This window comes from Franconibacter pulveris, assembly GCF_056780215.1.
This window is the reverse complement of the sequence record NZ_CM165555.1, coordinates 905,245-925,889: the sequence shown is the minus strand read 5'-3', so window position 1 is coordinate 925,889 and position 20,645 is coordinate 905,245. Positions and strand designations below refer to the sequence as shown.

The window sequence follows — 20,645 nt, the reverse complement described above, 5'->3', positions numbered from 1 at the left end:
GCTCTCTCGCCGTCCTGGCATTGTTACAGATTTATCAAGGAAATAAGCAGTATGCGTAAAATTGCATTGTTTATCGCAATGCTCCTGATGCCGTGCATGTCTTTTGCCAGTTTGCTCAGCAGCGACAGTAACACCCCTATCAAATCAGAACTAAAACAGCAGTTAATGGGTTCGCCGGTCTATATCCAGATCTTCAAAGAAGAGCGCACGCTGGATCTTTACGTGAAGATGGGCGAACAGTATCAACTGCTCGACAGCTATAAAATCTGTAACTACTCCGGCGGTCTGGGCCCGAAACAGCGCCAGGGCGATTTTAAAAGCCCGGAAGGGTTTTATACCGTAGAGCGTCCGCAGCTTAAGCCGGACAGCCGCTTCTATAAGGCTATCAACATCGGCTTCCCGAACGCCTATGACCGCGCACACGGTTATGAAGGGAAATATTTAATGATCCACGGCGCCTGCGTGTCGGTGGGCTGCTACGCCATGACGGACAAGAATATCGACGAGATTTTCCAGTTCGTGACCGGCGCGCTGGTGTTCGGCCAGCCTCGCGTGCAGATAAGCATCTACCCGTTCCGCATGACCGACGCCAACATGGAGCGCCACAAGTACTCCTACTACATCAACTTCTGGAAACAGCTGAAGCCGGGCTACGACTACTTCGCCATGACCCGCCAGCCGCCGGTAGTTTCCGTCTCTAACGGCAACTACGTGGTAAGCAAGCCTATCAGCAGCCAGGTGGTTCACCCGCAGCTGGCGTCAAACTATACGCTCCCCAAGGCAGAATAACGCCCACTCGCCTGGCATTATCTTGTGCCAGGTTTCATTGCCCGTCAGCGGCTGAGTGGCTATCACCGTGACCACATCGTTAGGTGTGGTCTCTTTCTGAAAGTCTATCTCCACATCCTGGTCTAAAAGCTTCGCCACGCCAAACGGCGCGCGCCTTGTTATCCAGAACAGGTTAGTGGAGCAGAACGCCATCACGTAACGCCCGTCCGAAAGCAGCATGTTAAAAACGCCCTTCTTGCGAAGCTCGGTCGCCAGCGTGGCGATATAGCGAAACACCGCCTCCATATTGCCCGGCGTGCGCGGATAGCGCTGGGTCAGCTTGTGCAGCAGCCAGCAGAACGCCTTTTCGCTGTCGGTTTCCCCCACCGGGCGGAACTGACCGGTTTGCAGCGTTTTGTAGCCTTTAAGCTGGCCGTTATGGGCGTAGGTCCAGTTGCGGCCCCACAGCTCGCGGGTAAAGGGGTGGGTGTTTTCCAGCGCCACCTCGCCGCGGTTCGCCTGGCGGATATGCGCGACAACGGAGCAGGATTTTATCGGGTAATCCTGCACTAATTTCGCGATGGGGGAGTTATAGCTCGGCTGCGGATCTTTAAACGTGCGGCAACCTTTGCCTTCATAGAAGGTAATGCCCCAACCGTCTTTATGCGGCCCTGTGCCGCCGCCGCGCTGCACCAGGCCGGTAAAGCTAAAGCAAATATCCGTTGGCACATTGGCGCTCATCCCGAGCAGTTCACACATTTCCACCTCCCACCGCGCTGAAAAGGGGGCCGCGGCCCCCGACTGCCTTACGCCTTCACCATCTCTTTTTCGATAAGCTGGATCAGAATATGGATAACCTTGATATGGATCTCCTGAATACGGTCAGCATAGCCAAAGTGCGGCACGCGGATTTCGATATCCGCCGAGCCCGCCATTTTGCCGCCGTCTTTGCCGGTCAGGGCGATCACCTTCATGCCTTTCTCGCGCGCCGCTTCAATCGCTTTGATCACGTTAGCGGAGTTGCCGGACGTGGAGATGCCGAGCAGCACGTCGCCCTCGCGCCCGACCGCTTCCACGTAGCGGGAAAAGATATGGTCGTAACCGAAATCGTTGCCGACGCAGGAGATATGGCTGACGTCGGAAATGGCGATAGCCGGGTAGCCCGGACGGTTTTCACGGTAGCGCCCGGTCAGCTCTTCGGCGAAGTGCATAGCGTCGCAGTGGGAGCCGCCGTTGCCGCAGGAGAGCACTTTGCCGCCCGCTTTGAAGCTGTCCGCCAGCAGCACCGCCGCGCGCTGAATGGCGTGAATATTGGCGTCTTCTTTCAGGAAATTCGCCAGCGTTTCCGCCGCTTCGTTCAGTTCGTTACGAATCAGATCCTGGTACATGAGGATGTCCTTCAGCATTTAGAAAATATCACTACGCAGTGTACCGGATAGCGCCGAAAGCGAGAAGCGTCGCGGGGTGAGCGCGGCGGCGGTTTTGTTTTTCCGTGCGGCAACAATGTGAGCCAGGTTGTAATTATTTTGTGAACACATTGCTAAAAAACGTCACATCCTCTACAACCATAACATCACAAGTGGTCAGACCTCCTACAAGCCAGGGAGCTTTTCTCTATGATGATTTTGAGTATTGTTGCAACCGTCGTTCTGCTCGGTGCGCTCTTCTATCACCGGGTGAGCCTTCTGCTAAGCAGCCTGATTCTGCTGGCGTGGACAGCGGCGCTTGGCGCGGTGGGCCTGTGGTCCATCTGGGTGCTGGTGCCGCTGGCGATTATCCTTGTCCCCTTCCTCTTTACGCCGATGCGCAAAGCCCTTATCTCCGCGCCGGTATTCCGCGGCTTCCGTAAAGTGATGCCGCCGATGTCCCGCACCGAGAAAGAAGCGATCGACGCGGGCACCACCTGGTGGGAAGGCGACCTGTTCCGCGGCAACCCGGACTGGCAGAAGCTGCATAACTACCCGAAACCGCAGCTGACCGCCGAAGAGCAGGCGTTTCTCGACGGCCCGGTAGAAGAAGCGTGCCGCATGGCGAACGATTTCCAGATAACCCATGAAATGGCGGATCTGCCGCCGGAACTGTGGGCGTACTTAAAAGAGCACCGCTTCTTCGCGATGATCATCAAGAAAGAATACGGCGGGCTGGAGTTCTCCGCTTACGCCCAGTCTCGCGTGCTGCAAAAACTGGCGGGCGTTTCCGGCATTCTCGCTATCACCGTCGGCGTGCCGAACTCCCTCGGCCCGGGCGAACTGCTGCAACACTACGGCACCGATGAGCAGAAAGATCACTACCTGCCTCGCCTGGCGCGCGGCCAGGAGATCCCCTGCTTCGCGCTCACCAGCCCCGAAGCGGGCTCCGACGCAGGCGCTATTCCCGACACCGGCGTGGTTTGCATGGGCGAGTGGCAAGGCCAGCAAGTGCTCGGCATGCGCCTGACCTGGAACAAGCGCTACATTACGCTTGCCCCTATCGCCACCGTGCTGGGCCTCGCGTTTAAACTCTCCGACCCGGACCATCTGCTGGGCGACCAGGAAGAGCTCGGCATCACCTGCGCGCTTATCCCGACCAACACGCCAGGCGTGGAGATTGGCCGACGCCACTTCCCGCTGAACGTGCCGTTCCAGAACGGCCCGACCCGCGGCAAAGATATTTTTGTGCCGATCGACTACATCATTGGCGGACCGAAAATGGCCGGTCAGGGATGGCGTATGCTGGTGGAATGCCTCTCCGTGGGCCGCGGCATCACCCTGCCGTCTAACTCCACCGGCAGCCTGAAAACCATCGCGCTGGCGACGGGCGCTTACGCTCATATTCGCCGCCAGTTCAAAATCTCTATCGGCAAGATGGAAGGGATCGAAGAGCCGCTGGCGCGCATTGCGGGCAACGCCTATGTGATGGACGCCGCCGCCTCGCTTATCACCTACGGCATTATGCTTGGCGAAAAACCGGCGGTGCTGTCGGCGATTGTGAAATACCACTGCACGCACCGCGGCCAGCGTTCGATTATCGATGCGATGGATATCGCGGGCGGCAAAGGCATTATGCTTGGCGAAAGCAACTTTCTGGCCCGTGGCTACCAGGGGGCGCCTATCGCCATCACCGTGGAAGGGGCCAACATCCTTACCCGCAGCATGATGATCTTCGGCCAGGGCGCCATCCGCTGCCATCCGTACGTGCTGGAAGAGATGGCCGCCGCGCAGAACAACGATGTGAACGCGTTCGACAAGCTGCTCTTCCGCCATATCGGCCATGTGGGCAGCAACACGGTGCGCAGCTTCTGGCTCGGCCTGACCAACGGCCTGACCAGCGCCGCGCCGACTAAAGACGCTACGAAGCGCTACTATCAACATCTGAACCGCCTGAGCGCAAGCCTTGCGATGTTGTCGGATGTCTCCATGGCGGTGCTGGGCGGCAGCCTGAAACGCCGCGAGCGCATCTCCGCGCGCCTGGGCGACGTGTTAAGCCAGCTCTATCTCGCCTCGGCGGTGCTCAAGCGCTATGACGACGAAGGTCGCCACGAGGCGGATCTGCCGCTGGTGCACTGGGGCGTGCAGGACGCGCTTTATCAGGCGGAACAGGCGATTGACGACCTGCTGCGCAACTTCCCGAACGGCGCGGTGGCGGGCCTGCTGCGTCTGGCTATCTTCCCGCTCGGCCGCCGTTACGATGCGCCTTCCGACAAGCTTGACCATAAGGTGGCGAAGATCCTGCAAATCCCGTCGGAAACCCGCTCCCGCATTGGCCGCGGCCAATACCTGACGCCGAGCGAGCATAACCCGGCGGGCCTGCTGGAGGCGGCGCTGGCGGATGTGATGGCCGCCGAGCCGATTCACCTGCGTCTGTGCAAAGAGCTGGGCAACAACATGCCGTTCACCCGTCTGGACGAGCTGGCGGCGCTGATGCTCAAAGAAGGTCGCATCAATCCGCAGGAAGCGGAAATTCTGACCCGCGCCGAAGCGAGCCGTCTGCGCAGTATTAACGTAGACGATTTCGAGCCGGAAGCGCTCGCTACCCAGCCGGTAAAGCTGCCGGATAACGTGCGAAACGTAGAAGCCGCCTAACCCTCAGCCCCGCAACATGCGGGGCTTTTTTATCCTACCTTTTGCCTCTTGCTCTTCTTGCCAGTTTGTTCGCCTCTCGTGCTACAGTGGAAACATCGCCCTTTTTACAGAGAGCCTTAATCGTGCCTGGTTTAAAACTCACCCTGTTGCAGCAGCCGCTGGTCTGGATGGACGGCCCTGCCAATTTGCGTCATTTCGATATTCAGCTGGAAGCCATTACCGGACGGGATCTTATCGTGCTGCCGGAGATGTTCACCACCGGCTTCGCCATGGAAGCGGCGCAGCAGTCGATGCCGGAAGCGGAAGTGGTGGCCTGGCTGCGGGAAAAAGCGCAGCAGACTGGCGCGATGGTCGCAGGCAGCGCGGCGCTGCAAACCGAACGCGGCCCGGTGAACCGCTTTTTGCTGGTGGAGCCGGAGGGCAACGTGCATTTTTACGACAAGCGCCACCTGTTCCGCATGGCTGACGAGCACCATCACTACGTGGCTGGCGAAGCGCGTCTGGTTATCGAGTGGCGCGGCTGGCGCATCTTGCCGCTGGTCTGCTACGACCTGCGCTTCCCGGTCTGGTCGCGCAACCGCAATGACTACGATCTCGCGCTCTATGTCGCCAACTGGCCTGCGCCGCGCTCGCTGCACTGGCAATCCTTGCTGGTAGCGCGCGCCATTGAAAACCAGGCTTACGTGGCGGGCTGCAACCGCGTCGGCAGCGACGGCAACGGCCACCACTATCGGGGCGACAGCCGCATCGTCAGCCCGCAGGGGGAGATTCTGGCCGAAGGGGTGGCCCACCAGGCGATGCGCCTTGACGCCGAGCTCTCGCTCAGCGCCCTGCGCGAATACCGCGAGAAGTTTCCCGCCTGGCAGGACGCCGACCCGTTCACGCTTGGTTAAACAGGGGCATGAGCTACTGCCTGCGGTAGCTCATAACTTTGTACTGAATCTCTCTTGCGGGAATAACAGCTATAAAACAGCCCGCATCTATTCCAGAATTCACCATGCCCAGGATTGTAATAAAAGCCTCTCTTTACGCTTACCTTTCGTCATGCTCAATTAACCTTTGGCGTCACGCTTCACTTTACGCAACCCGCGGTTTTACCTGCAATACATAATCAACTACAGCAAGACTGGCGATAAAAGATTGTATCGGCATAGCAATCCTTATCAATTTTTTATAATTACTCCATTAATACTCTCTCAGCGCTTTAAAAACTAAAAACCAGGCAAATTTTGCACTATGAAAAGCACGTCGCAAATATTCTGCCTCGTTATTATTTAAAGGAGGGATCCGCACAAAAAAACAAAGTTAAGAGGCAAAGGAGCGATATTAATAACGCGGTCTTACGAATAATAAGACAAACAAAACTCTCATAACGTTAATTTACTCTATAAAGGATATTCATTATGTCTATTCCAACCCATATCGGAAAACGCGACCCTGAAGACGGAACCTATAATCCAGGACTACAAACAGAAATTGAACCGGTAACGCGTGATAACGCGATTTATAATGCCTTTGTCGCATCAATAACCCCTTCAGATACCTTAGGAAGCGGTACTGAAAAATATCAGCAAGATATTTTTAATCGCGCCCCGTTAAGTGGATTATTTGGCTTCTGGAACACCCATAGCGAAATAACAATTACCGTATCTTCGCAGGATGTTCCTGCAGCGCCGCAAATAACGCATACCTATACGAATCTGCAGCTTAACCAAGCTATTACGCTTCCTGTTTTGGGGTTTGTTGCCAGACCAAAGGTTGCGACTGAATGCCAGGTGGTTATTTCAGATGGCACAAACCAGCGCGAGCTGTCTATTCTCGTTGCGCCTCTTCCTTTAACCGATTCTGAAGCAAATATTACTACTGGCTTCCCTGAAATTAAGGTTAATAAAACGGCAACCCAGAATGACGTTGGCGATGATCTTTACTTTACGGTTATAGCGCCCCAACGCGCGTTTATCGCCTTTGACAGACAAGGCAATGTCCGCTGGTACGTCTGTGCCGGAACTAGCGAGACGCCGCCAGAACTGTGTTTGCCAGTTTATAATAATCTGCGTCTGTCCGATGGAACTTTTATCGGTTCGGATGTCTATCTTCAGCACTACTACCAGCCAGAAAATATGGGAGCCAATGAACCTTTAGGGCAAAGAGAACTGTGGCGATTCGATATCACTGGACGCGTATTAGGTATTTATTTCTTGCGTGACAGGGCGCATCACTCGTTAATGGAACTCGCTGGAGAAAATGCATTACTCTATGCATCAGATTACATTAGCGTCCGTAAAAGCGGCGAAGGTCCAAACCCTGATAATGCCAACCAGGGGCCTTCTTCGGAAGACTGTATCGCGATACTTGATTTATCAACCGGCTACGAAAAAGTCTATTACGATCTTCGTATAATCCTTAATTTTTGGCGTACTCCGGTGCCAATGGATTTATCAGTGCCTTACACTTATGACTGGGCACATGTTAATCAGGTTGTGTTTCACTCTTCTAGTAATCAACTAATTGCCTCTTGCCGCCATCAGGGTGCGGTGATCGGGATTGACAGAGAGACAGGCGCGCTTCGTTTTATTTGCGCGAATCATGATGACTGGCAAGCAACTCAGTCGGGCATTCCTACCACAGACTGGTCGGCATTATTATTAACACCGATTAATCCTGAGACCGGTCTCGCTTACGATCTTACCGATCCCATACAAAAAGAACATGCTGACCGGAATTTCTGGACGTGGGGACAACACAACGTTCAGTTAGTCCCGTCGACGATTTCGGATCCAGCAATAATCGAGTTTTCTGTCTTTAATAACGGAAACTATCGTACACGTGACAGAAGCGTAGGGGTCGTTGCGTCAGAGAACGCCTCACGCTGTTCCCATTACCTGGTTGACTTAACTAATAAACAAGTCAAATTAGAATTTGAATACGGGCAAAACGCGCCAGGCGCAGCAGGATACAGTCCCTACGTCTCAACGGCGAATTTTTTCAATTACCAGGATAATGAAGCTATGCCGCGCTTACTTGCTAATTTTGGGGGAAGCATTTTCCAGGAAAATAGCGCTTATCCGGCTGGCTTACCCGTTACGCTTGAACCAGGCGTTTCTGATGCGCAGGATCCACTTGAAGAGAAGATGGGCTCTTATCAGGGTCGAACACTTCTTCAGGAAGTTGATCTGAATACGTTAAACCCACTATTCGAAATTGAAATGACATCAGGCCAATATAAATTCCCACCCGCAGACGTTGATGATGTCCGAAGAGTCGACCTTTACTCATTTCGTGCGTATAAAATGCCACTTTATTCCTGATACGCTCACGCCATTCATGTAAAGGTGAGCACCCACGCTATCGACAAAGCGCCTGACCGGTCGGCGCTTTAACAGGCACCTGTTCGCTCTTCGCTAAAAAGCCTCTTTGATGACACTATCGTGTCGATAAAGGCTTTTTTATGTTCGTATTTCAGCACATCATCGATAAACATAATGCCCGTTTGAAATTGTGGGATTTCAAAATCCGTTTCGAGGGAGAGAAGCCCGCGACTGACAGCGTCTTTTTCCAGCTGGACAGGTAGCGCCAGGATAGCATGGCTGCGAATAGCCAGATTAATAGCGCTGGAAACTGAAAACACTTCAAAGCGAACCTTAGCGGGTGGAATATGGCAGATGAGCGGATCGTTAAATCCCTCCGCTTCCGATTCATGATTCAGTACAATCCACTCGCTGGCGTTTAACTGCCTCGCAGTGATTTTCCCCTTACCTGCCAGGGGGTGCGATGATGCGCAAAAAAGCATAAACCGCGTCGAAAAAATGGGGATGTGGTTAATATGTGAGATCCGCTTATCCGGTTCTGGAATCGCGCTTAACGCGAGGTCGCATTCACCTTTCAATAAATGTTGCTGCGCCATCACGGTGTTGCTGTTTTTTATCACCATACGAATATGGGGATATAAGGCCATGTACTCGTTCATGAGATTAAACAATACGCCATGGCTCCAGGCATGGCCGCACTCAATGACCAGCGTCTGCCGCTGGCTGTTTTTGATGTTATCAATGTCCAGTAGCGCCTGTTGATAATTTCGGTCCAGCAGACAGGCGTGTTGATATAAGGTTTCGCCGTACACTGTGAGGGAAATTTTTTTGCTGCCTCTTATCAGCAGAGGTATTTGTAGCTCGGTTTCAAGTCGCTGAATATTTTGCGTTAAGGTCGGCTGCGAAATAAACAAGCTTTTCGCCGCAGCGGTAAAGGTCTCTTTATCCACCAGCACCTTGAACTGAAAAATCAATTTATGCAGAAGCATTTTTTTCCCTGAATGCAGACAGAAATAATGGCAAACATCACATTCGGCAAGTGAGGTTATAGAGCACTAGCGTCAGCGCACACAGACAGATTGTGCCGCTGATTAAACGTTTTACGCCTCGCGCTGGCCTGGAAACCACATCAACAGGGCAAGCCATCGCCTGGCGGCGCAGGAGAATGATTAACGTCATCGTTAAGGATAAAAGTACAAAGCTGGCCCCTGCGCCTGTCAACAGCATATTTTCGCGGCTTAAACCACAACGTAGGGTAACCAGCGCCAGTATCAGTACCGAAAAAAAGGTTCTCTGCCAGGACAACAACGTGCGTTCAGGTTGTAACCCCGGATCGCGATTATCTAACTTCGCCATTACATTATCACCATGATAATTAGCACCATGATAAGCGCGAAAGATAAGCCGCTGCTGAGCCAGATAAGCAAATATGGGTAAGGTAATGCCGCCTCCTGCTGCATGGCGCGTTCATTTTTGGCCCAGCGCAGGTAACCATAAACGGCAAGCCCTGCCGCCGTCAGGCTAAGCAGGGTGACGATGATGACTCGCAGGTTGGCTGGCGCCAGGTTCGGCGTTAGCTGATCGATGCCGATCGCGCCCGCCATGAACGCCAGCGCAGTACGCATCCAGGCGAGGAAGGTGCGCTCATTGGCGAGCGTGAACCGATAATCAAGTATTTTTTCCTTTTTCTCCTGAGACATCGCTTTCCCGGCATCCGTTAACATGGTCATTATTTATAGAGGCATCGCGACCGCTGACTTTTACGATAGCGATGCTCTCCGTCACGCGTTAATAAGGCTTGTTAAACAACGAATAAATTTCCGCCCCGTACTCTCCACGCTCATAAAAGGCAACGACGTCCCGTCTGTGAAGCTTTCCTTTATGGCATTGGTACAATTCAGAGAGAAACCGTTTTCCGTCATCACAAACGGCGATCTCAAGCAACAACGCGCGGGTATCCGGATGCATTTCTGTCATCGCCAGCGGACCAAGATAGTCATTTAATATCCGGGCGCGCTCCTTATGTTCTGTGATGATGAATGCCGCGTTAATCTCGTCAGGATTAAGTGGAATGCCAAGACGCACCCATTCATCTGCTGGCGCTTGCGCTTCAGTCAGCGCTTGTGAAAGCTTGCGCAATAATGCGGCTTCAGTTTCGGGGTCGAACAACGGCTGTTCCTGATACGGATCGCAGGATAAATCAAAGAGCAAATTGCCGTGGGCATAAGAACTGTAAAAGCCAGCACAGCCAGGAATTTTAAGCAGCGGCGCGCCGTGTGTGAACCTGAAACCGGCATGTAATGTGGCATTACGTAATTCGTCGACATTAAACATACGCCGCATATGTACAGGCATAAGCGTGTATTCATAAAGGGGCTTATTTTCCGGCGTATGGCTGCCGCGCATATAGACATATCGCCCATTCGTGATGGAGACATGCGCGCCGAAATAGCCAAAAATAATGTTTTGCCGTTTTTGTTTATGCTGTGCAAGCACAGGTAATAAAGACTCTCCCGTCATGCGCGGTGTTTTCTGCAAACCGAAAGCATCAAGCAGGGTGACGGATAAATCGTGCATTTGCGCCAGTTCGCCGCAGGCTTCCCCCGCCAGAGCGGAACGCGGATCCCAGATAAAGAAAGGTACATGCGCAATTTCGTTATAGACAGGCATTACGCTTTTCCCCGACCACTCTTTTTCGCCCAGCAAAAAACCGTGATCGGTATTCACCACCAACATGGTGTCCCGCCACATATCATGCTCATCAAAGAAATCGAGAATTTTTCCCAGATATTCATCGCACATCAGCATCAGCGCCTGGTAATGCTTGCCGTTATTATTTATTTTCTCCTGATTATTGATTCGCTCTGTCGAACTGTACTCCGGCCAATCGTCTTCATTATGCAGCAGCGCTGGGTCAACCATCGCTTTGAAACGATCGGGCACACAAAAAGGCTCGTGAGGATCGAAACTTTCAATCTGTAATAGCCAATTATCCTGCCTGCAATTCTCTACAAGGAACTCCAAACCCGCCTGATAACAACGTGCCTGCGGATAATCCGCTTCACGGTGAAGATAGCTGCGGTTGATCTGATCGTGCAGGATCATATTGCGACGCAGCGGCTCGGCATTTTTCCATGAGTCCAGCTTTTCAGCCCCGGTAAAACCAATCCTGGCCTTCCATAAATCACCCTCCTGACCGCGAATAAACTCATAACTACTATAACGGTTATGATAGGTCGCCCCGCCATCTTCCCAGTAGTGTTGATGGTCGGTAATAAGATGCGAGTAAACCCCGTTTTTTTTCATTATCTCAAAGATGGAGTCGTCAAAAGGCTCTAGCGGTCCCCAGCTTCGATGCAGAAAATTCAGTCTGCCGGTGTGTAGATCCCGCCGGGCAGGCATGCAAGGCATGCTGCCGACATAAAAATTATCAAAGCGTACCGTTTTTTGCGCCAGCCGCTCAAAATTAGGCAATGGCTGGGCGCCGGAATTATAAGGTGGCAATTGGTTGCGACGAAGCGTGTCGAACATTAACATCACGACTTTCATTTTATTCTCCTGAGCCAAGCAGTTTCATACAAATCTCTTTATGCGTTTTGCGATTAAGCGAATAAAAAATCATTGAAAGAAGCGAGATCACCTGCCCACAAACAGGGGTCATCACAATCAGAAACGTCAGACCGTGGAGCGCATGATTACTTTGAGTCGACATCCCTGGCATATAACCAATTAAATCGAGCATGCCGCCCAGCACGAAGGCCCCGACGGCCGAGCCAAATTTATTGGAAAAGGTTAATGTTGAGGAAGCGATGCCCGCCGCATTTCTTTTTGTTTTCCAACGGAGTTCATCAGCGCAGTCGGTAACCATCATCCAGGTAATTAAAGAGCCGCTTTGACAAAGCGCCATAATGCAAGCAAGCAATACTATGGTGTACATGACGCGATCGGGACTAAACGTCATCCATAAGATTAGCGATGGGATAATCGCGATTATACAAATAATAACGAAACCGCTTTTATTGCCGTAAAGTTGCACCAGGACTTTGACCACCAAATACATCGACGCGCCAAATACCATATTGAGTAATGCGCCGGTTGCAATGAGCTGGGGGTCATGCAGTACCCAGGTATAAAATTGCACTGTCACGCCAGAGGTTATAGCGAGCGAAAGCGTATTGGCCGCTGAGGCTAAAGCAAGGCAGGCCAGCGAACGGCTATGGAAGACCAACGCCAGATGTTTGAAGACGGCAATGATAAAGTGGGTGTCGTCGTGTTGCTGACTTGCCTCCAGAGCAGCATCTTCCTTTTGAATACGCTGCCAATTATCTCGCCTGCGTGCGCCCCATGCGCAAACCCAGAAACCCAGCGTAGTGACCACGCCAAATAAAATCCCCAGAAACTCGTAACTATGGCTGTCAACAACCGGTTTTCCTTGCTCATTCACCGTGTGGCTAAATGCGGAGAGGATATAGATGCCGCCTGCGCTGACAATAAACTGCGCGATAATACCGGTAAACTGTTTGAGTAAAACAATATTGCTTCGCTCATTCACTTTTTCAGTAATATAGGCAGTTAAAGAGTGATAGGGAATATTAGAGGCAGTGGAAACCAGCGAGTAAAGTATATAGATAAAAGTAATATAGATGATTCGCCACGTTGGTGATAAATCAGGTGAGATAAAAACCAGCCAGGTTGTTAAGCCGAGCACAGGAGCAGAGGTAATTACCCAGAAGCGATACTTACCAAGCCGCGTCCGGGTCCGGTCCCCAATCGCCCCCATGACCGGGTCGATAAAAGCATCGATGCCCCGGGATGCCAGCGTAATAAGCCCCACGGTGGCCGGATTGATTCCATAGATATCGGACGCATAGGTAATAAAAAAAACCAGCATAGCGTAAAAACTTAGATTTGAAGCAAATCCTCCGCCCATTGCATAACAGAGCTTTTCAGAGATTGTTAACCTTTCCATATCATCCCCTTATGTTTATCACCTCTCTCTTTTAAATGACTCCTGCAACGGGGAATAATTGTTTGTTCTTTATGCCCTATAGAAAAAATCTATATCTCAATAAAAAGCTGGCGTCTCTGCCTTGCAACGTCTTGAATATTCACTCTCTAATTCGCCATGTACAACATTCGCACGTAACGCGACCCGCTTTGCTGGATTGCAAAAATTGTGAGGCCATTAAAAAAGACCGGCAATTCAGAATACAACCTTAATTACCGGTTATTGTAAGTCAGAACCTATTGATTCATTTTTTACCTCGCGCAGCAAAGTTTATATTTTTTGCATTGCTACAAAGACAGGCGTCAGTCGTCTTCTTTCATCCGGGTCATCTGCGCTTCATGGGCAAGAATCGCGATAATTGTGGCAGCGGGATATCCCGCCGCCATAAGATCCCGCATCACGTTCATTTCCCGTGCAATATGCAAAAAGAAATATTTATAACCTGCACATAAGTAATTGTGGCCAGCATCACCGGAGGAGGAAACGGCAAACCGGTGTTTTGGGCAACCGCCGTGGCAGACAAAGCGGAATTCGCACTGACGACATTCGCCTGTCAGCGTTTCACGTTTGGCCAGGCCAAAATCAATGGCCTGCGCGCTGTTGTTAAGCGTCAGGATATCCTGCTGATGAATATTCCCAAGAAGGTGTTCCGGATAAACAAAATGATCGCAATTATATAAATCGCCATTCGCTTCCAGCGCAAAAGCATGCCCGCAGGTGGGCGAATGCACGCAAAGCACCGGGGGTTGATTGCACCATGCCGCCAGCGCCACATCGAACATCTGCACCGAAACCCGCCCCACATCCCGGCGCACCCAGATATCAAAAACGTGACTGAGAAATTCGCCATATTGCCAGGAAGGCACCGTCCAGGGCGCCAGTTTAGCACCGCTAACAGAAGGCTTTGCCAGCTTCAGTAAGGCGGGTTCGGCGTTATGAAGGCGCTCCACCAGAGGGATAAACTGGATATAGCGGGAGCCTGCCGCCAGTAAAAACTCATATACTTCTCTAGCATGCCCCACATTATGTTTGCCGACCACGGTTAACGTGTTGAAGTCCACATGGTGACGTTTCAGCAGCCTGAGCGCGGCCATAACGCGGGTAAACGTCCCTTTTCCGGCTCGCGTCTTACGATACCTGTCATGCAAAGACACTGGGCCGTCAACAGACAGCCCTATTAAGAAGTGATGTCGGGCGAAAAACGCCGCCCATTGGGCATCTAACAGGAGCCCATTAGTTTGCAGGGCATGGCTAATATGCCGCCCTTCGGCGTATTTATTGCAAAGCTCAATGACGCGTTGAAAAAAATCCAGCCCCAGTAAAGTCGGTTCGCCGCCCTGCCAGGCAAAATTAACCTGTGATCCAAGCTGCGCGGCGATGTGCTGGCGAATATAGGTTTCCAGCGTAGCATCAGACATTTGCCAGTTTTTATGGCGCTCCGGGTATAACGCCTCTTTTTCCAGATAGAAGCAGTAATCGCAATTAATATTGCATACCGATCCCCCAGGTTTTGCCATTACGTGACAACCTTTCACTTCCATGCTGATAATTTCCCTGAGCGTTAAGATGACGCGGCGGGACATATTTCATGCCCGCCAGGCATTAAGAAAGGCGAAGGTAACGCTAACCGTCGGCAACTACCTTAGATTAGGTCACATTTTTTGCTGGCAGGAGAAAAAAATGCGAACTGGACCAGCGCCCCGCGAGAAGTTTCCCGCCTGGCAGGACGCCGACCCGTTTACCCTCAGCTCACCGTCTTCGCCCTCCCCCGCGCGGCGAGGGCGACAAACTTGCCGTTAAACAGAATATTCAGCACGAAGGCGACAAGGCAGGTGGCGCTGATGCCCGAGTGAAACAGCGTGCGCACCCAGCCGGGGAACTGGTCGTAAAAAGCGGGCATCACGATGGGGATCATGCCGAAGGCCAGCGACGTCGCCACCACCACCAGGTTCATATTCTCTTTGTAATCCACTTTCGACAGCGTCCGGATGCCGCTCGCCGCCACCGAGCCGAACAGCACTACGCCCGCGCCGCCCAGCACCGGCATGGGAATAGCGGCAACCACGCGGCCTAACACCGGCAGCAGGCCGAGCACGAGCAAAATCACCCCGCCCGCGCTCACCACAAAGCGGCTTTTAACGCCGGTGAGCGCCACCAGCCCGATATTCTGCGCAAAGGCGCTCTGCGGAAAAGAGTTGAACACCGGCGCCAGCGCGCTGGTGAGCATGTCGGCGCGCAAGCCGTTGGCGATGCGCCGCCCGTTAACGTCGGTGCCGACAATCTCCCCCACCGCCATCAGCCCGGCGGTGGTTTCGGTCAGCAGCACTAACACGATCAGGAACATTGAAAGAATGGCGGCGCTGTCAAACACCGGCATGCCGAAGGCGAAGAGCGTCGGCATCGCCAGCCAGTCGCCCTGAAAAACGGCGCTGAAATCCGCTTTGCCGGCGGCGAGGCCCGCCAGCGTGCCGATGACCATCGCCGCCAGCACCGCGATGCGGGTAACGCCGCCGCGCCCAAGGCGGTTGAGCAGCAGAATGACGCCAAGCGTCAGCGCCGCGAGGCCGATATTCGACGGCGCGCCCCAGTCCGGCGCTTTCGCGTTGCCGCCCATCGCCCAGCGGGCCGCCACCGGCATCAGCGACAGGCCGATAACCGTAATCACGCAGCCTGTCACCACCGGCGGGAAGAAGCGAATAATATGCGCAAAGAAAGGCGTAATCAGCAGCCCGAGCAGCGAGGAGGCGATCACCGCGCCAAAGACCACCGGCAGCCCGCCGCCGCCGGAGACGATAGTCACCATCGTCGCCACGCCGGCAAAGGAGACGCCCTGCACCAGCGGCAGCTTTGAGCCGAAAAACGGCAGGCCGAAGGATTGCAGCAGCGTGGAAAGCCCGCTGATAAACAGCGCGGCGGTTACCAGCAGACCGATATCCTCCCCCGAAAGCCCGGCGGCGGAGCCGATAATCAGCGGCGGCGCGATGATGCCGCCGTACATGGTCAACACGTGCTGTAAGCCCCAGGCGAAGGTTTTTACCGCCGGGTAACGCTGGTCTTCCGGGCGCGCGCAGGCGCTTTCTCTGTTCATAGTGCCCTTCCGTTACGTGAGTGAGAATCAGCTGCCGCGGTAGGTGGACCACGACCAGGGAGAGATCAAAAACGGCAGATGGTAATGACCGCCGTCTGCGGCAACGACGAAATCTATCTGCGCCGTCGGGTAGAGCGTTTCGCGCAGGGTCTGGGCGAAATAAAGGCCAATCTCCGCCGTCAGCCGGTAGCGGCCAGCGCTCAGCGGCGCCTGCGTGAACGCGTTATAGCGGCCGTCGGCGTCGGTCAGCGCTTCGCAAAGCGTCTCCCAGCCTTGCGCCGTCTGCTGCTCCAGGCGAAGCGCCACGCCGCTGGCGGGCTTGCCGAGCGCGGTATCGAGAATATGGGTTGAGAGCGAACTCATGGGTGCAAGGCTCCTTCCAGCCGTAACAGGGTGATTTGCCGCAGCTGGTCCAGCGCTTCCGCCGCTTCCTGCTCAGCATCGTTCTCCATGCGGCGCGACAGCTCGCTTAAGATCTCCTCGCCGCTGCGCCCGCTGGCGCGAATAAGAAAGACGCGGCCAAAGCGCGCCTCGTAGGCGGCGTTGCCTGCCGCCAGCGCGTCGGCAAGCGCCGCGTCCCGGGCGTTAACCGCCGCCTGCTCGCCGCGTGAAAGCGCGGCTTCTTTGCTTTCCCCCCGCGCTTTTTCGCCAATGCGCGGATGCGCGCTCAGCGCCAGGTTCAGGTCGTCAAGGCTCCAGCCGCGCGCCAGTGCATCCGCTTCATCCAGCAGGTGGCCGGGCGAGGCGTAAGGCCGTCCCCGCACCAGCGACGCCGTCCAGTGCGGCAGGGCCACGCAGGGAGAGATCATCGCCGCCGCGTCCTCTTCGCTCGCGCCGTTGAAGCGCGCCAGCGGCGAGGCGTGCTGCGCAAGCGTCGTCACCGTCTGGCTCAGGGCGACTAACGCCAGCGCCACGTCCGTTTCCTGCACCGCTTCGGCCGGATGATGGCTGACGCCCCCGGCGCAGCGCACAAACAGCATGCCGACCGGCCAGCGTTCGGCGATGGCGATGGCGTCGTGGCCCGCGCCGCTCGGCAGCCGCAGCGCCTGCCCCTGCGTCGCCTCCAGCGCGCCCGCCAGCATCTCCTGCAGGGTTTGATCGCAGCGTGTCGCCGGGATCGCGTAATAGGTATCCTGGCTGAAGGTGAGCCCCCGGCGGATCGCTATCTGATCCGCCTCTTCCAGCAGGCGGGCCAGCAGCGTTTCCAGCTGCGCGTCGCTGGGGCTGCGGATATCCAGCGTCAGGTTGACCGCGCCGGGAATAACGTTCACCGCGCCCGGCTCGCAGGCGAGCGTGCCGACGGTGGCCACCAGCTCCGGTCCCCAGCTGCGGGTAGTCTGTTCGATAAACACCATCCATTCGGCGCTCGCCGCCAGCGCGTCGCGGCGGTGGCTCATCGGCACCGTGCCGGCGTGCCCCGCCTCGCCCGTAAAGCGGCAGGCAAGGCGTTTCGCGCCGTTGATGGCGGTGACCACCCCCAGCGCCAGGTTTTCGCGCTCCAGCACCGGGCCCTGCTCAATGTGCAGCTCCAGGTAAGCGCTGAAGTCCGCCGCGTTTCGCGCCGCCTCGCCGATGCGCGCAGGGTCAAGCCCGGCGTTGACCAGCGCCTGCGCCACCGTAACGCCCTGCGCGTCCCGCTCTTCCAGCCAGCCTGTGGGCCAGCTGCCGGTCAGCCCGCGGCTGCCAAGCAGCGTAACGCCAAAGCGGGTGCCCTCTTCATCGGCGAAGCCGACAATCTCAATCGCCTGCGCCAGACGCAGGTTATGGCGGTTGAGCCAGTCGACCAGTTCAATCGCGCTTATCACGCCCAGCATGCCGTCGTAGCGCCCGGCGTTGCGCACCGTATCCAGATGCGAGCCGAGCAGCACGGCGCTGGCGCCTTCCGTCGCCCCCTCGTAGCGGCCGCAGATATTCCCCACCGCATCCTGCCAGGTGAGCATGCCCGCGTCGTTCATCCACTGCGCCACCAGCGCGTTGGCGCGCAAATGTTCCGGCGAGAGGTAAACACGGGTGAGCTGCCCCGGCGTTTCGCTGATGTGCGCAAGCTGGTCGCAGCGCTGCATAACGCGCGCGGCGCCGAGGCTCGCCTCGTGGCTGGTCATCAGTGCATTCATACGGCGCTCCGCGCATAAACGTCCCACGCCGCCTGCATCGCCGCGCCCTGGGTGGTTTTAAAGCCAAGGCGGTTGAGCACCGCCTCCAGCGCCGTCAGGGTTTGCAGCACGCAGTCTTTGCGGGCGTTGTAGCCCATGGTGCCGATGCGCCAGATTTTCCCCTGCAACGGGCCGAAAGAGGTGCCAATCTCAATGTGGAAATCTTCCAGCAGCAGCTTGCGTACCGCCTCGCCATGCACCTGCGAAGGGATAACCACGCCGAGCACGTTGTTCATCTTGTGGCGGAGATCGCCGAACGGCTCAAGCCCCATACCCTGAATGCCCGCCAGCAGCGCGTCGCCGTGCAGTGCATGACGGGCGATAAGGTTATCCATGCCCTCTTCCAGCATGATGCGCGCGCACTCGCGGGCGGCGAACAGCATGCTGGTGGCTTCGGTGTGGTGGTTCAGCCGCTCCGGCCCCCAGTAATCCATCACCATGCCGAGGTCAAAATAGTTGGAATAGATCATCTCTTCATCGCCATCCTCATGGGCGGCGGTGCGAATGCCCTCCTCCACGCGCTTGCGGCGGCGGATAGCCTCTTCCATCTGCGCGCTTAAGGTAACAGGCGAGCTGCCGGACGGGCCGCCGAGGCACTTCTGCAAGCCGGCGGAGACGGCGTCCAGCCCCCAGGCGTCGGTTTGCAGCTCGTTGCCGCCGAGCGACGCGGTGGCGTCGGTATAAAAGAGCACGCCGTGGCGACGGCAGATGTCGCCCAGCTCCGCCAGCGGCTGAAGCATGGTGGTGGAGGTGTCGCCCTGCACGGTAAGCAGCAGGCGCGGCTTCACTTTTTTGATAGCCTCTTCAATCTGATCCGGGGTAAACACCTCTCCCCAGGGCGCTTCAATAGCGTGCACCTCGGCGCGGCAGCGGCGGGCGATTTCACACAGCAGATGGCCGAAGCGGCCAAACACCGGCACCAGCACTTTGTCGCCGGGGCGAATGGCCGAGACCAGAATCGCCTCGATACCCGCACGCGACGTGCCGTCCACCAGCATTGTCCAGCGGTTTTGCGTGCGAAAGACGTCGCGGTAGAGCGCCATCACTTCGTTCATGTAGCCGGTCATCACCGGGTCATACTGGCCGACAAGCTGGCTCGCCATGGCGCGCAGCACGCGCGGGTCGGCGTTAATCGGCCCGGGCCCCATCAGCAGGCGGTGCGGCGGGTTGATCTGCGGGTAGTGTGCATTTGCTGACATGAGAAATTCCTTTATGGTCTGGCCGGGCGACATGAAACAAACGATTCGTTAAGACTCATTCTGCAACTAATGTGCCACTGGCAAAAACAACGGAGAAAGCGAGAAAGCTTGCGGCATCCGTTCGGGAAGTGAAAAGGTTCGAAATGACGCGCTGAACCAAAGCGAGACATCCTGGTGGTGCAACTGCACCACCAAAGGGCGTTAACGCTGCTCCAGTTCGTCCAGTTCGCCATAGAGCGCGGCGATATGATGAATGCGCTGACGGCCTTCGCTCAGCGTGTTGTGCAGCACGGCGTTGGCCAGCAGGTTGACGAGGCTCATCGCCCCGCTGTAGCTGTCGAAGGCGGACACGCTGTCGAGCGGCGTGGCGAGATGCCAGCGGGCAAGTGCGCTCAGGCCGCTCGCCTGCGGTTCGCTGATAAGCGCCACCGGGACGTTCTGCTGCTTCAGCTGCGCAAGCAGCGGACGGATAACGCGGGGCCGACGGCGAAACGCCACCACCACCACGCAATCTTCCGCGGTTAAATCCACCAGCTCTTCCGCCAGCGTCTGGCCGGGCTGCGGGATAAGCGTAACGCCGCCCCGGCTTTGCAAGAGTTGCTGGCGCAGATGCAGCGCCACCGGCGCGCTGTTGCGCAGGCCGAGAATAAAAACCCGACGCGCGCTGCCGAGCGCGTCGACCACCCCGGCGAACTGCTGCGCGTCCAGCGCGTTCACCCATTGCGCCAGGTTCGCCATCTCCTGCTTATAGTGGCGCGCCAGCAGCGTGTTGCCCTGCACCGCGTCGCGGTTCTCCGCAAGCGGCATGCCGCTCTGGCGCAGCTCGCGCAGCTCTTCGCGCATCGCCTTATAACGATCATAGCCAAGGCGCTTAAAAAGGCGGCTTACCGTCGCTTTTGATACCCCGCTCAGGCGGGCCAGCTCGACGCTGTTGTAGCTAATCAGGTCGTCGAAATGATCCATAATGAAAGCCGCCACGCGCTGCTCCTGCACGGAAAGCTGGCTGTAGCAGGCGCGCAGGCGCTCGTCTAACTGTTGCATGGCTGCTCCTGTAACTTTC

Annotated in this window: 17 protein-coding genes and 1 pseudogene; 4 read left to right on the top strand and 14 right to left on the bottom strand. The window is 55.6% G+C overall.

Annotated features, from left to right (window positions below; translation table 11 throughout):
• Positions 1-51 precede the first annotated feature (51 nt).
• The gene (gene dpaA / locus ACU4F7_RS04405) at positions 52-789 is read left to right on the top strand and encodes a peptidoglycan meso-diaminopimelic acid protein amidase (RefSeq protein ID WP_024558406.1); all 738 of its coding nucleotides are present in this window, start codon (positions 52-54) and stop codon (positions 787-789) included.
• On the opposite strand, the gene ACU4F7_RS04400 is transcribed toward dpaA, so the two are convergent.
• The gene (locus tag ACU4F7_RS04400; protein ID WP_481638096.1) at positions 760-1,527 is read right to left on the bottom strand and encodes a class II glutamine amidotransferase; all 768 of its coding nucleotides are present in this window, start codon (positions 1,525-1,527) and stop codon (positions 760-762) included. The two genes, dpaA and ACU4F7_RS04400, sit on opposite strands and share 30 nt — an antisense overlap.
• Positions 1,528-1,574: 47 nt before the next feature.
• The gene (lpcA, locus tag ACU4F7_RS04395; RefSeq protein WP_024555167.1) at positions 1,575-2,156 is read right to left on the bottom strand and encodes a D-sedoheptulose 7-phosphate isomerase; all 582 of its coding nucleotides are present in this window, start codon (positions 2,154-2,156) and stop codon (positions 1,575-1,577) included.
• A gap of 228 nt (positions 2,157-2,384) precedes the next feature.
• Here lpcA and fadE point away from each other — a divergent pair, with 228 nt between their 5' ends.
• The 3 genes from fadE to ACU4F7_RS04380 all read left to right on the top strand — a co-directional run bounded on the left by fadE (position 2,385) and on the right by ACU4F7_RS04380 (position 8,137).
• Complete coding sequence (gene fadE, locus ACU4F7_RS04390; protein WP_029590828.1) at positions 2,385-4,829, top strand: acyl-CoA dehydrogenase FadE; 2,445 nt, start codon at positions 2,385-2,387, stop codon at positions 4,827-4,829.
• A gap of 122 nt (positions 4,830-4,951) precedes the next feature.
• A complete protein-coding gene (locus tag ACU4F7_RS04385) occupies positions 4,952-5,722 on the top strand; it encodes an amidohydrolase (protein WP_029590829.1) in 771 nt (256 codons plus the stop codon).
• 510 nt (positions 5,723-6,232) lie between these two features.
• Positions 6,233-8,137: an aryl-sulfate sulfotransferase gene (locus tag ACU4F7_RS04380; RefSeq protein ID WP_029590830.1), complete on the top strand. Its 1,905-nt coding sequence runs from the start codon at positions 6,233-6,235 to the stop codon at positions 8,135-8,137.
• A 68-nt stretch (positions 8,138-8,205) separates the two neighbouring features.
• Here the strand turns inward: ACU4F7_RS04380 and ACU4F7_RS04375 are convergent, their stop codons facing one another.
• From ACU4F7_RS04375 to ACU4F7_RS04320, 12 genes and pseudogenes are all read right to left on the bottom strand, one after another.
• A complete protein-coding gene (locus ACU4F7_RS04375; protein WP_029590831.1) occupies positions 8,206-9,126 on the bottom strand; it encodes a LysR family transcriptional regulator in 921 nt (306 codons plus the stop codon).
• A 37-nt stretch (positions 9,127-9,163) separates the two neighbouring features.
• Entirely contained in the window at positions 9,164-9,493 is a 330-nt protein-coding gene (locus tag ACU4F7_RS04370) for a DUF202 domain-containing protein (protein WP_071809124.1), read from the bottom strand.
• Positions 9,493-9,837, bottom strand: coding sequence for a YidH family protein (locus ACU4F7_RS04365; protein ID WP_029590832.1), 345 nt, complete (start codon positions 9,835-9,837; stop codon positions 9,493-9,495). The genes ACU4F7_RS04370 and ACU4F7_RS04365 overlap by 1 nt, the downstream gene beginning before the upstream one ends.
• An 88-nt stretch (positions 9,838-9,925) precedes the next feature.
• On the bottom strand, positions 9,926-11,686 hold the full coding sequence (locus ACU4F7_RS04360) for a sulfatase (RefSeq protein ID WP_029590833.1): 1,761 nt from the start codon (positions 11,684-11,686) through the stop codon (positions 9,926-9,928).
• Between the two features lies 1 nt (position 11,687).
• A complete protein-coding gene (locus ACU4F7_RS04355) occupies positions 11,688-13,106 on the bottom strand; it encodes an MFS transporter (protein ID WP_071809127.1) in 1,419 nt (472 codons plus the stop codon).
• A gap of 341 nt (positions 13,107-13,447) precedes the next feature.
• Complete coding sequence (locus tag ACU4F7_RS04350; protein ID WP_029590835.1) at positions 13,448-14,686, bottom strand: anaerobic sulfatase maturase; 1,239 nt, start codon at positions 14,684-14,686, stop codon at positions 13,448-13,450.
• Positions 14,687-14,889: 203 nt separating this feature from the next.
• Positions 14,890-16,233: a nucleobase:cation symporter-2 family protein gene (locus tag ACU4F7_RS04345; RefSeq protein ID WP_481638095.1), complete on the bottom strand. Its 1,344-nt coding sequence runs from the start codon at positions 16,231-16,233 to the stop codon at positions 14,890-14,892.
• Positions 16,234-16,260: 27 nt separating this feature from the next.
• The gene (gene uraH, locus ACU4F7_RS04340) at positions 16,261-16,596 is read right to left on the bottom strand and encodes a hydroxyisourate hydrolase (RefSeq protein WP_029590837.1); all 336 of its coding nucleotides are present in this window, start codon (positions 16,594-16,596) and stop codon (positions 16,261-16,263) included.
• Positions 16,593-17,114 (bottom strand): 2-oxo-4-hydroxy-4-carboxy-5-ureidoimidazoline decarboxylase, encoded by a 522-nt coding sequence (gene uraD, locus ACU4F7_RS04335; protein ID WP_268237259.1) that lies wholly within the window; start codon positions 17,112-17,114, stop codon positions 16,593-16,595. The genes uraH and uraD overlap by 4 nt, the downstream gene beginning before the upstream one ends.
• Positions 17,097-18,347, bottom strand: a pseudogene (gene hpxK, locus ACU4F7_RS04330) (allantoate amidohydrolase); the annotation flags it as partial. The pseudogene hpxK and the gene uraD, both read right to left, overlap by 18 nt.
• Positions 18,344-19,585 carry a pyridoxal-phosphate-dependent aminotransferase family protein gene (locus ACU4F7_RS04325; protein WP_029590839.1) on the bottom strand — a complete coding sequence of 414 codons (1,242 nt, stop codon included), beginning with the start codon at positions 19,583-19,585 and terminating at the stop codon, positions 18,344-18,346. The pseudogene hpxK and the gene ACU4F7_RS04325, both read right to left, overlap by 4 nt.
• Positions 19,586-19,786: 201 nt before the next feature.
• Positions 19,787-20,626 carry a MurR/RpiR family transcriptional regulator gene (locus ACU4F7_RS04320; protein WP_029590840.1) on the bottom strand — a complete coding sequence of 280 codons (840 nt, stop codon included), beginning with the start codon at positions 20,624-20,626 and terminating at the stop codon, positions 19,787-19,789.
• Positions 20,627-20,645 lie beyond the last annotated feature (19 nt).